Source organism: Actinoalloteichus spitiensis RMV-1378, from assembly GCF_000239155.1.
GTDB lineage: Bacteria > Actinomycetota > Actinomycetes > Mycobacteriales > Pseudonocardiaceae > Actinoalloteichus_B > Actinoalloteichus_B spitiensis.
On the sequence record NZ_AGVX02000397.1, the window covers coordinates 1 to 10,986 of the forward strand.

10 protein-coding genes are annotated in these 10,986 nt (G+C 72.2%); 3 read left to right on the top strand and 7 right to left on the bottom strand.

Annotated elements, in window-relative coordinates:
- Both ACTIDRAF_RS29480 and pgsA read right to left on the bottom strand, forming a co-directional pair.
- A partial coding sequence (locus ACTIDRAF_RS29480) for an LpxL/LpxP family acyltransferase (protein WP_039787861.1) occupies positions 1 to 284 on the bottom strand: 284 nt, incomplete at its 3' end.
- The gene (pgsA, locus tag ACTIDRAF_RS0217265) at positions 281 to 892 is read right to left on the bottom strand and encodes a phosphatidylinositol phosphate synthase (protein ID WP_016699976.1); all 612 of its coding nucleotides are present in this window, start codon (positions 890 to 892) and stop codon (positions 281 to 283) included. The genes pgsA and ACTIDRAF_RS29480, both read right to left, overlap by 4 nt.
- Before the next feature lie 447 nt (positions 893 to 1,339).
- On the opposite strand from pgsA, the gene ACTIDRAF_RS0217270 reads away from it, so the two are divergent.
- Positions 1,340 to 2,473 (top strand): glutathione-independent formaldehyde dehydrogenase, encoded by a 1,134-nt coding sequence (locus ACTIDRAF_RS0217270; RefSeq protein WP_016699977.1) that lies wholly within the window; start codon positions 1,340 to 1,342, stop codon positions 2,471 to 2,473.
- A gap of 18 nt (positions 2,474 to 2,491) precedes the next feature.
- On the opposite strand, the gene ACTIDRAF_RS0217275 is transcribed toward ACTIDRAF_RS0217270, so the two are convergent.
- Together ACTIDRAF_RS0217275 and thrS are read right to left on the bottom strand one after the other, a co-directional pair.
- The gene (locus ACTIDRAF_RS0217275; RefSeq protein WP_016699978.1) at positions 2,492 to 3,037 is read right to left on the bottom strand and encodes an HIT family protein; all 546 of its coding nucleotides are present in this window, start codon (positions 3,035 to 3,037) and stop codon (positions 2,492 to 2,494) included.
- A complete protein-coding gene (gene thrS, locus ACTIDRAF_RS0217280; protein ID WP_016699979.1) occupies positions 3,034 to 5,100 on the bottom strand; it encodes a threonine--tRNA ligase in 2,067 nt (688 codons plus the stop codon). The genes ACTIDRAF_RS0217275 and thrS overlap by 4 nt, the downstream gene beginning before the upstream one ends.
- Positions 5,101 to 5,380: 280 nt before the next feature.
- Between thrS and ACTIDRAF_RS0217285 the strand changes: the two genes are divergently transcribed.
- Both ACTIDRAF_RS0217285 and ACTIDRAF_RS0217290 read left to right on the top strand, forming a co-directional pair.
- The gene (locus ACTIDRAF_RS0217285) at positions 5,381 to 5,986 is read left to right on the top strand and encodes a hypothetical protein (protein WP_016699980.1); all 606 of its coding nucleotides are present in this window, start codon (positions 5,381 to 5,383) and stop codon (positions 5,984 to 5,986) included.
- A gap of 27 nt (positions 5,987 to 6,013) precedes the next feature.
- Positions 6,014 to 6,670: an RES family NAD+ phosphorylase gene (locus ACTIDRAF_RS0217290; RefSeq protein WP_016699981.1), complete on the top strand. Its 657-nt coding sequence runs from the start codon at positions 6,014 to 6,016 to the stop codon at positions 6,668 to 6,670.
- A 76-nt stretch (positions 6,671 to 6,746) separates the two neighbouring features.
- Here ACTIDRAF_RS0217290 and ACTIDRAF_RS0217295 read toward each other — a convergent pair whose 3' ends face one another.
- The 3 genes from ACTIDRAF_RS0217295 to ACTIDRAF_RS0217305 all read right to left on the bottom strand — a co-directional run bounded on the left by ACTIDRAF_RS0217295 (position 6,747) and on the right by ACTIDRAF_RS0217305 (position 10,601).
- Positions 6,747 to 7,334, bottom strand: a complete 588-nt coding sequence (locus ACTIDRAF_RS0217295) for a GNAT family N-acetyltransferase (RefSeq protein WP_157163099.1) — start codon at positions 7,332 to 7,334, stop codon at positions 6,747 to 6,749.
- A gap of 62 nt (positions 7,335 to 7,396) precedes the next feature.
- The gene (locus tag ACTIDRAF_RS0217300) at positions 7,397 to 9,376 is read right to left on the bottom strand and encodes a S9 family peptidase (protein WP_039787864.1); all 1,980 of its coding nucleotides are present in this window, start codon (positions 9,374 to 9,376) and stop codon (positions 7,397 to 7,399) included.
- 106 nt (positions 9,377 to 9,482) lie between these two features.
- A complete protein-coding gene (locus tag ACTIDRAF_RS0217305) occupies positions 9,483 to 10,601 on the bottom strand; it encodes a TerC family protein (protein ID WP_016699984.1) in 1,119 nt (372 codons plus the stop codon).
- Between the last annotated feature and the right edge of the window lie 385 nt (positions 10,602 to 10,986).

Below are 10,986 nucleotides of genomic sequence, written 5' to 3' on the forward strand. Positions count from 1 at the left end.
TGCAGTTGGACCCCCCCCCGCCAGTAACGGGCGTAGGAGCGCATCGCCGTCCTGACCAGCGCCGCGAGTTCCGCCGGTCCCGCGTCGGGCACCACCCGGCGCAGGTTGCGGGCCAGCTGCCGCACACCCCGGCCACGCCGTTCGAAGGCCAGGTCGGCGCCGAAGGTGAACAGGCGGTCGGCGAGGGGTGGCGGCACCGTCCGGACGAGCGCCCAGCCGGCGGCGTAGCCCCTGTCCGCCAGGGCGGCCCGCCAGCCGTCCCCCCTCGCGACCGTGTCACTCACGCTGCGTTCTCCTTCGCGGATCGGTACACGGCGACCAGCCGCTGCACCACCGTAATCACCGAGAGCACCGCGAGGAGCCACAATGACGCCGGCAGCACGTAGGGAACTCCCAGACCGTGCAGCCCCACGCCGACGAGCCCGAAGGTCAGCCGTTCGGCGCGTTCCACCAGCCCGCCGTCCGCGCTCAGCCCGGACGCCTCGGCCCGCGCCTTGACGTAGGAGATGACCTGCCCGCTGACCAGGGACACCAGGGCCAGCGCCGCGAGCGTCGTGTCCTCGGCCAGGACGAAGCAGTACCAGGTGATCGCCGCGAACAGCGCGCCGTCGGCGATCCGGTCGCAGCAGGAGTCCAGGACCGCCCCGAACCTCGTGCCCCCGCCGTTGGCCCGGGCCATCGCCCCGTCGAGCAGGTCGAAGAGCACGAACAGCGTCACGACGAAGGCGCCGAGGAAGAGGTGGCCGGTCGGGATCAGCCAGAGCGCTCCGACCACGGTGCCGACCGTGCCGAGGATTGTGACCGCGTTGGGTGACAGTCCCCGCCGCACCAGCCACGCGCCGACCGGGTCCGTGAGCCGCGACACCGGTGCGCGGGCGAAGATGTTGAGCATCGCAGGAGGTAGTCCAGACCTGTTAGCAGGAAAGACCGCCGCTCCAGCCTGACGAGCCGGCCTCGGCGAGCGATCGACGGCAGACCTCTCCCTATATAGCAGTACTGGCGTGGGGTCGACCACCCACCGAACAGGACAGTGCCACCGACGGGCGGCCTCGACGCTCCCACCCGGGCGGAGGGGCGGGCCGGCCCCGGCGTGCGGCGGGCCGTTGCCTGACCTGGTCAGCGGGACCGGCCGAGCCGGCCACCGACCCACGACCTCCCCTCCTGGTCACGCCCCCGCCCTCCGGTCGCGACGCATTCGTCCCGTGACGGCGGGAACCCCTGGGGTGGACACGCGAACAGGACGGCCCGCCCGTCCCGCCGACGTCAACCGAGGGCGTGCGCCCCGCGGCGCGCACGCGGGACGCCACCGGGCCGTCACCCGAGGGACCGGGAGGTCACGGTGAAGGCACTGGTGTACGAGGGACCCCGGCGGGTGAAGGTCGCCGAGGTCCCCGACGCGCGGCTGGAACGACCCACCGACGTGCTGGTGCGGGTCACCAGCACCAACATCTGCGGCTCGGACCTCCACATGTACGAGGGCCGCACCGACCTGGAGCCCGGCCGGGTGCTGGGGCACGAGAACCTCGGCGAGGTCGTGGAGGTGGGGGCGGGCGTGGACCGGGTCCGGGTCGGGGACCGGGTCTGCCTGCCGTTCAACATCGGCTGCGGCTTCTGCGCCAACTGCGAGCACGGGCGCACCGGGTTCTGCCTGACGGTCAACCCCGGGGCGGCGGGCGGCGTCTACGGCTACGCCGGCATGGGCCCCTACCAGGGTGGTCAGGCCGAGTACCTGCGGGTGCCCTACGGCGACTTCAACTGCCTCGTGCTCCCCCCGGACGCCGAGGAGAAGGAAGCCGACTACGCCATGCTCTCCGACATCTTCCCCACCGGCTACCACGCCACCGAGCTGGCGGACGTCTCCGTCGGGGAGTCCGTCGTGGTGTTCGGGGCGGGACCGGTCGGCCTGATGGCCGCGTACTCCGCGCTTCTGCGGGGCGCGTCGAAGGTCATGGTCGTGGACCGCCACCCGGACCGCCTCCAGCTCGCCGACCAGATCGGCGCCATCGCCGTGGACGACTCCCGCGGTCCCGCCGTGGAGCAGGTCCTCGACCTCACCGGCGGCACCGGAGCGGACAAGGGGTGCGAGTGCGTCGGGTACCAGGCCCACGACCCCGACGGCCGGGAGGAGCCGGCCTCCACCCTGAACGACCTCGTCGGCGCCGTGCGCGCCACCGGGGCCATCGGCGTGGTGGGGCTCTTCCTCCCCCAGGACCCCGGCGGCCCCGACCAGCTGAGCAGGGAGGGCAAGGCCGTCTTCGACCTTGGCCAGTTCTGGTTCAAGGGGCAGCGGATCGGCACCGGGCAGGCGAACGTGAAGACCTACAACCGGCAGCTGCGCGCGCTGATCCACGAGGGCCGCGCGAAGCCGGCGTTCCTGGTGTCCCACGAACTACCGCTCCAGCGCGGCCCGGAGGCCTACGAACACTTCGACCGGCGCGACGACGGCTGGACGAAGGTCATCCTCCGCCCCTGAGGGCCCCGCACGCTCTGGTCAGGCGGTGCGCCGCCAGGTGTCGGCCAACAGCGACCTGGTCTCACCGAGGAGCTGGGGAAGCACCTTGGTGTGCCCCACCACCGGCATGAAGTTGGCGTCCCCTCCCCACCGGGGAACCACGTGCTGGTGCAGGTGGGCCGCGATCCCGGCGCCGGCGACCGCCCCCTGGTTCATGCCCAGGTTGAAGCCGTGCGGCGCCGAGGCCGCCCGCAGCACCCGCATCGCCCGCTGCGTGAACTCCGCGAACTCGACGGTCTCCGCCGGGTCGAGGTCGGTGTAGTCCGGGACGTGCCGGTACGGCAGCACCATCAGGTGACCCGGGTTGTACGGGTACAGGTTGAGCACGGCGAAGACGGTGCGCCCGCGCGCGATCACCAGCCCGTCCTCGTCGGTGAGGCCGAGAACCCGGCAGAAGGGGCAACCGGCCTCGTCGTCACCCGCGGGTTTGTCCGCACCGCGGATGTAGCTCATCCGGTGCGGCGTCCACAGCCGCTGGAGCGCGTCGGGAACCCCCACCCCGCGCTGCTCCTCGAACTCGGTCATCCCGCCGCCCCCGCCGGCTCGAAGGTCCCGGCCGTCGGCGAGGTGTTCTCCCGACGCCCGATCCAGTCGACGATGGCGGCCACGGCGTCCGCCACCGGCACACCGTTGAGCTGACCGCCGTCGCGGAACCGGAAGGACACCGCGCCGTTCTCGACGTCGTTCGCACCCGCCAGCACCATGAACGGCACCTTCTGGGTGGTGTGGGTGCGGATCTTCTTCTGCATCCGGTCGTCGGAGGTGTCCACCTCGACCCGCACGCCCCGGCTCCGCAACTCCTCCGCCACCCCGAGCAGGTGCTCGACGTGGTCGGAGGCGATCGGGATGCCCACCACCTGCACCGGGGCCAACCACGCGGGGAACGCGCCACCGTAGTGCTCGGTGAGCACCCCGAAGAACCGCTCGATGGACCCGAACAGCGCGCGGTGCACCATCACCGGACGCTGCCGGGACCCGTCCGGCGCCGTGTACTCGAGGTCGAAGCGGTCGGGCAGCTGCATGTCCACCTGGATCGTGGACATCTGCCAGGTGCGGCCCAGGGCGTCACGGGCCTGCACGGAGATCTTCGGCGCGTAGAAGGCCGCGCCGCCCGGGTCGAGGACCAGTTCCAGACCGGAGGCCTCCGCCGCCGCCCGCAACGCGTCGGTCGCCCGCTCCCAGTCCTCGTCCGAACCGACGTACTTCTCCTCGTTCCTGGTCGACAGCTCGAGGTAGAAGTCGTCCAGCCCGTAGTCCCGCAGCAGGTCGAGCACGAAGGTCAGCAGCGACCGGATCTCGTCCTGGAGCTGGTCGGGCGTGCAGTAGATGTGGGCGTCGTCCTGCGTCATCCCGCGCACCCGGGTCAGACCGTGCACCACGCCGGACTTCTCGTAGCGGTAGACGGAGCCGAACTCGAACAGCCGCAGCGGCAGCTCGCGGTAGGAGCGGCCCCGCGACCGGTAGATCAGGTTGTGGAACGGGCAGTTCATCGGCTTGAGGTAGTAGTCCTGCCCCTGCCGCCGCACCACGCCGTTCTCGTCCCGCTCCTCGTCGAGGTGCATCGCGGGGAACATGCCGTCCCGGTACCAACCCAGGTGACCGGAGGTCTCGAACAGCGCGCCCTTGGTGATGTGCGGCGAGTACACGAACTCGTAACCGCCCTCCTCGTGGCGCCGCCGCGAGTAGTCCTCCAGCTCGCGGCGCACCAACCCCCCCTTGGGGTGGAACACCGGGAGACCGGAGCCGACCTCGTCGGGGAAGCTGAACAGGTCCAGCTCGGCGCCCAGCCGGCGGTGGTCGCGCCGCTCCGCCTCGGCGAGCAGTTCGAGGTGGCGGTCCAGGGCCTCGGTCGACTCCCACGCGGTGCCGTAGATGCGCTGGAGCTGGGGGTTGCGCTCGTTGCCCCGCCAGTAGGCGGCGGCGACCCTGGTGAGGGTGAAGGCGGGGATGTGCCTGGTGGTGGGCACGTGCGGCCCCCGGCACAGGTCCCCCCACACCCGCTCCCCCGTCCGGGGGTCGAGGTTGTCGTAGACGGTGAGCTCACCGCCGCCGACCTCCATGACCTCGGAGGTGTCGACCTCGCTCTTGAGGTCGACCAGTTCGAGCTTGTACGGCTCCGAGGCGAGCTCCTCGCGGGCGGCCTCGACCGAGTCCACCACACGCCGCGAGAACCGCTGGGAGCCCTTGATGATCTGCTTCATGCGCTTCTCCAGCGCGCGCAGGTCCTCGGGGGTGAACGGCCGCTCCACGTCGAAGTCGTAGTAGAAGCCGTCCTTCACCGGGGGCCCGATGCCGAGCTTGGCCTCCGGGAAGAGCTGCTGCACGGCCTGGGCGAGCACGTGCGCCGCCGAGTGGCGGATGACGGCGCGACCGTCCTCGGTGCCCGCCGCGACCGGCTCGACCTCGGTGTCCTCGCTGGGGGCCCAGGAGAGGTCACGCAGCCGGCCCTCGGCGTCACGGACGACCACGACGGCGTCGGGGCCCTTGCCGGGAAGACCGGCTTCCCGCACCGCGCTGCCCGCGGTGGTCCCGGCGGCCACCACGACCAGCGGGGTGGGCTCGGGAACGGGGGCCTGCGGTCGGGACACGGTGACTCCTCCATCGCTGCTGCCGGCGGTCGACGACCCCGGCGGACCGGTGTGACGCGGCCTGCCGGCCGCCCGGTGCATGCTATCCGCACCGGCGCGGGGGGTGACCTGTCGGTTTGACCACCGCCGGTGCGGGGGCTGGTCCCGGGGGTGAGCGGCGCCGGATCCGCGCTGCGCACCGTCATCCCCGCCAGTCGACCGGATGAAACCCGATGCCCCGCCGGGTGTGTCGAGGCCCGGCTACCCGGCGGCTGTCGGTTCGGCCCGGACGATGAGCCGTATGCGGGATACCCTGAACAGCATGACTCCCGGGTTGGAGGCGGCCCTCGCACGGGCTGGGCTGCGGGTGAACGCGAGCGAGTTCCTCGCCTACGTCGAGGACGCCGCGCGCCGCTTGACGCCCCCGCACCCCGACCCGGGAGCGTTCCTGTCCCCCGACCAGCAGCGGGTGCTCACCGAGGTGGGCCTGGACCTGGGTCCGCTGGACCCGGAGGAACCGGACTACCGGGCGGGCACGGTCGCCGCCGAAGCGGTGCTGCTGGACTCCGCGTTGACCCTGACCGAGGCGGCCGACCGGCTGCGGGTCGGGGTCGCCGACGTCGAGGCCAGGCTCGCCGCCGGCCGGGTGACCGGGTGGCGCGGGCGCGGGGGCTGGCGGTTGCCCGCGTGGCAGTTCACCGAGATCGGCGTCCTCCCGGGGCTCGCGGAGGTGTTGGCCGCGGTGCCCGACGACCAGTCCGACCTGGTGGTCGCCGGTTTCATGATGACCCCGCAGGCCACGCTGCTGGTGGAGGGCCGTCCGGTGACGCCGCGGCGGTGGCTGCTCACCGGCGGTGCCCCCGAGGCCGTGGCGGAGCTGGCGGCTCTGCTGGGCCGCCCCGTGTGACCGCGCCGAGCTGGAATCGGCGCCGAGATGTCCCGGCTTCCCCAGCCGCCAGAACCAGCGACCCTGCGCGCGCTGCTGCGCAGGTCGGAGGACATCGTCGCGGTGCACCACGCCACCCGGCTGGTGCGCGTCTTCACCTCGTCCGGGCGGCACCCGCAGACCTGGAACGGTTTCCGGACCACCGGACCGCTTCCGCACGCGCGCTTCGACTCCCACCCGCTCCCCCCGGACGGCCGGCCCGTCGACGACGCGGGGCACGGGGTCCTCTACTTCGCGCTGTCGATCCGGACGTGCGTGGCCGAGGTGTTCCAGTCGTCCTCGGTGGTGGACCGGCGGACCCGCTCCCCGCAGCTCGTCGTGCTGCGGCCGAGCCGAACGCTGAAGCTGCTGGACGTGGCCGGGTTGTGGCCGACCAGGGCGGGCGCGTCCCAGGCCATCAGCAGCGGCCCGAAGGAGGAGACCCAGGCGTGGGCCCGGGCCATCCGGCGGGCCTACGACGACCTGGACGGCCTCTGGTACCGCTCCTCGATGGACGCCGGCAACCCGGCGGTCTGCCTCTGGGACCCGCCGGCGGGAAGCGCCATTCCGGAGCATCCCGACCTGCTCATCCCGCTGGACCACCCGGGGCTGGACCTGCCGCTGGGCCGGATCTGCCACCAACTGGACTACACGCTCTCCCACTGAACCGGCCCGGACCGGGAGGACGGGGCCCCGCCAGCGCTGGCGGGGCCGGGGCCGGGGCTGAGGTCGGGACGTCGCGTCAGCCGGCGGCGGAAAGGGGGTGGTTCCTGTCCCCGAGCCAGCTGGGGCGGGTGGCGCGCCCGTAGCGGACCTCGGTGACGGTGCGGCCACCGATGGGCGCCTCCGCCTCCACGCCCTCCGGCCGCCAGCCGTGCCGTTCGCAGAAGCGCACGCCCTCCTCGTTCCCGGCGAGCACCCAGGACACGACGTGTTCGAAACCCCGCGCGTGCAGGTAGTTCACGGCGGCCTCGTGGACCGCGTGCCCGGCCCCGGTCCCGGCCACCTCGGGGTGGGTGTACATCGCGACCAGCTCCGCGGTGAGGAGGCCCGGCCGGGCGTCGCGCTCGCACCGGACCGGGGCGACGCCGCAGTAGGCGCCGACCCGGCCCTGCCGGTCCACCGCGACGAACACGCTGCCCGGTCCGCGGACGGCGAGCCAGCGTTCCCAGCCCGGGACCCTGGTGTCCTGGGTCATCGAGTCCAGGAAGTCGTCGGGCAGCAGGCCCCGGTAGGACCGCCGCCACGCCATGACGTTGATTCTGGCCAGGTCGGACGCGTCGTCGGGAGTGGCTCGACGAACGGTCCAACGTACTGCGCGCTCAGTCATGGGAATCAGCATCACCCACCGCGAGGGGGGCCGGCGACGGGTTTTCCCGCCGACCTCCCAGGTCAGTCCGTCGCGGGCGCCACCGGCAGCCAGCGGGACCACCACTCGAGCACCGCCTCGAACCGCTGGACCCGGTGCCGGGGCCGCCCGGACCTGCTCAGCTCGTGCCCCTCCCCCGGGAAGAGCAGGAACTCGGCCTCGGTGCCCTGCGCCCGTAGGGTCACGAACATGCGCTGCGCCTGTTCGACCGGGCACCGCCAGTCCTGTTCCGAGTGCACGACCGCGAACGGCATCGTGATCCGGTCCGCGTGGTACAGCGGGCTCTTCTCCCGCCAGACCTCGGGGTCGGAACCGATGTAGCCGTGGGTGAACATCCACCCGATGTCCGAGGAACCGTAGAAGGAGTCCCAGGCGTTCACGGCGCGCTCGCTCCAGGCCGCCGTGAAGCGCTCACCGTGGTGGGCGGCCAGCCAGCCCGTCATGAACCCGCCGTAGGAACCGCCCATCACGCCCACCCGGCGCTCGTCGAGCTCGGGGCGCGCCAGGGCCAGGTCGAGCAGGCCGAGCAGGTCGACGGCGTCGACGGTACCCATCGCGCCCACCACCGCCCGCCCGTGGCTCTCGCCGTATCCGGCCGAACCGCGGGGGTTGGGCAGCACCACCGCGTAGCCGGCGGAGGCGTACACCTGCGCCTCGTCGAAGAAGCCCCAGGTGTAGTGCTGGAAGGGGCCGCCGTGGACCACGAGCAGCACGGGGTGGGGTCCCGGGCCCTCCGGCAGCACGAGCCACCCGTGCAGCGGGTAGCCGTCCTGGGCCGTGCCCCGCAGTTCCTCCACCTCGGCCAGACCGCTCTCGGCGAGCTCGGCTCCGAGGTCGGTGATCACCCGCTGGGGCTGGGGGCCGTCCCCGGTCAACGGCAGGAGCGCCACTTCCCCCGGCCGGGAGGTGGTGGACACGACGGCGGCGACCACCCCGGTCCTCGGGCAGTGGTCGAAGTCGGTGACCACCTGCTGGGCGTCGCCGACCAGCCGGAGGTTCTCCAGGGGGGTCGGGCCGGGGCCGGGGGGCACGAGGCGCAGCTGAACGGAGCCCTGGACGCGGACCGCGACCAGCAGGCCTTCCGAGGTCGGCACGGCAGGGCGGACAACCTCGACGTCGACGGTCTCCCGGTCGGTGAGCCGGGTGGGGGTGCTGACCTCGCCGGCTGCCGGGAGCTCGGCGTGCCAGAGGCCCATGTTCCTGGCGACCGAGTCGAAACCCCGGAACTCGGTGCCGTAGTAGTGGACACCGTCCGCCGTGACCAGCGGCCGGTGGGCGCTGCCCTGGCTCCGGACCGCGAGCTGGGGTGCCCCGCCTTCCGCCGGCACGACGTAGAGGTCGTCGTGCAGGGTGTCGTGCGCGTTCAGGTCGCGCGGCGCGACGAAGACCAGCCGGCGGCCGTCGGGGGTCCACGCGGGGTCCCGCACGTCGTAGGAGTCGCCGCCGGCGACCTCCCGCGCCTCGGCCCCGCGGTCCTCGACATCGACGGTGAACAGGCGTTGCCGCCGGTCCAGCACGAACCCGATGTTGTCGAGCCGGTACTGGAAGGTCGTGATCCGGCGCGGCGCCTCCTCGTCGGGCGCGACGTCCTCGTCGGTGCCGTACCGGCCGGGTTCGGGAACGCGGGCGGTGAAGGCGATCCGCGTGGAGTCGGGGCTCCAGACGGGCGCCCCGGCGCCGAGGGGCGCTTGGGTGAGCCGCCGTGGTTCACCGCCCCCGACGGGCATCACGTACAGCTGCGGGGCCTGCTCCCAGCTCCGCTCCGAGGTGCTCCCCGACCGCAGGAAGGCGACCCACCGCCCGTTCGGCGAGATGCTCGCCGCCTGGTCGCGTTCCGACTCGGTCCACGGGGTCATCGGCCCGCCGTCGAGGGGGAGCCGGTGCAGCCCTCCGAGGTAGGAGTTCTCCTCGCGGTCGGGCCGCACGGTGGCGACGATCAGCAGGTCCTCGCGCAGGGCCACCCCGCGGGCGGAGCGCTGTCGGTAGAGGTCGTCTGGACGCACAAGGCGCAACCTACCGGATGCTTAGCAAGACGTACTAAAAGTTCCGGCAACTCGCCGGCCGACCCGGAGCACGGGCCAGCCGGCGTACCGGGGACGGGAGCAGCGCTCAGCGCTGGTCCCCGCCCCGCTCCTCCGAACGTCCGGTGCGGCCGGCTCCCGCGCCACCCTCCTCGGCGCCCTCCCCCGGGGTACCGGCGGGCGCGGCGCCCTCGCCGTCCGCCTCCGGCACGGACGGCGGCCTCTCCACCTGCTTGATGGCGCTCGGGTCGCGGCGCACCTTGAGCAGGCTGGCCACGGTGGTGACCACCAGGACCACGCCGATGACGGTGAGGGACACGCCGATGCCCACCTCGGGGACCGGGACGCCCTCACCGCCGTTGATGAAGGGCAGGTTGTTCTCGTGCAGGGCGTGCAGCACCAGCTTCACGCCGATGAAGCCCAGGATGACCGAGAGGCCGATCGAGAGGTAGACGAGGCGGTTCAGCAGTCCACCGATGAGGAAGTAGAGCTGCCGGAGCCCCATCAGGGCGAACGCGTTGGCCGTGAAGACGAGGTAGGGCTCCTGGGTCAGACCGAAGATCGCCGGGATCGAGTCCAGCGCGAAGAGCAGGTCGGCGCTGCCGATCGCGATCATCACGACGAACATCGGCGTGACCCACCGCTTGCCGTCGATCCGCACGAAGCTCTTCGCGCCGTGGTACTTCTCGGTGACCGGCAGGAACCTCCGCACCGCCCGCAGTGCCGCGTTGTCACCGCTGAAGCTGTCGTCGTCCCCCGACTTCACCAGCTTCCACGCGGTGTAGATGAGGAAGAAGCCGAAGAGGTAGAAGACCGCGGCGAAGCGGTCGATCACCACGGCACCGGCCGCGATGAACGCGCCACGCATGATCAACGCCATCACGATGCCGATCAGCAGCACCCGGTGCTGGTGGATGGCGGGCACCGCGAAGCTGGACATGATGATGACGAACACGAACAGGTTGTCGACGCTGAGCGCCTTCTCCGTCACGTACCCCGCGAAGAACTCCCCCGCGAACGTGCTGCCCGAGAAGTACCAGATGCCGGCGCCGAACACGATCGCCGCGACGATGTAGACGGTCGACCAGATCGCGGCCTCCTTGATGGAGACCTCGTGCGGCTTGCGGTCGACGATGAAGAGGTCGAGGAGCACGACCAGGACGAGGGTGGCGATGGTGACGAACCACAACCAGTGGGGGATGTCCATTGACTTCGTTCCTCCGGTGCGCAGGCACAGCTGACCACCGGAGGTCTCTTCCACCGGCTGGGGCCGATCGACGACACCGGGCGTCGAGCGCCGTGATGACGATGCCGCCGCGAAGGAATACTCCCCTCCACGTACGGTCACCATTGTTCACCATGTGCGGCCCCACCAAAAGCCAGGGGGTCGGGAGATCATGGTCACACCGCCTCCAGCCCCCCGCCAGCCGGGAACCGCGTCCACGACCGCGCCGCGTCACGGCGTCCCCGGACCCGCCGGAGCACTGGTGCGCGGTCGCCCCGACCAGGGGTGGACGGCGACGGTCCACGCGACCGCACCGGGCCCCACCTGGCGGGGCCCGCCGACCGGGTGACCGACCGGCGGGGGGGCC

Excerpts from the sequence above, each read along its gene's own strand:
- ACTIDRAF_RS0217290 (WP_016699981.1), top strand. The coding sequence starts at position 6,014 with ATGTCCCGGCTTCCCCAGCCGCCAGAACCAGCGACCCTGCGCGCGCTG.
- ACTIDRAF_RS0217305 (WP_016699984.1), bottom strand. The coding sequence starts at position 10,601 with ATGGACATCCCCCACTGGTTGTGGTTCGTCACCATCGCCACCCTCGTC.
- ACTIDRAF_RS0217295 (WP_157163099.1), bottom strand. The coding sequence starts at position 7,334 with ATGACTGAGCGCGCAGTACGTTGGACCGTTCGTCGAGCCACTCCCGAC.
- ACTIDRAF_RS0217275 (WP_016699978.1), bottom strand. The coding sequence starts at position 3,037 with ATGACCGAGTTCGAGGAGCAGCGCGGGGTGGGGGTTCCCGACGCGCTC.
- ACTIDRAF_RS0217285 (WP_016699980.1), top strand. The coding sequence starts at position 5,381 with ATGCGGGATACCCTGAACAGCATGACTCCCGGGTTGGAGGCGGCCCTC.
- pgsA (WP_016699976.1), bottom strand. The coding sequence starts at position 892 with ATGCTCAACATCTTCGCCCGCGCACCGGTGTCGCGGCTCACGGACCCG.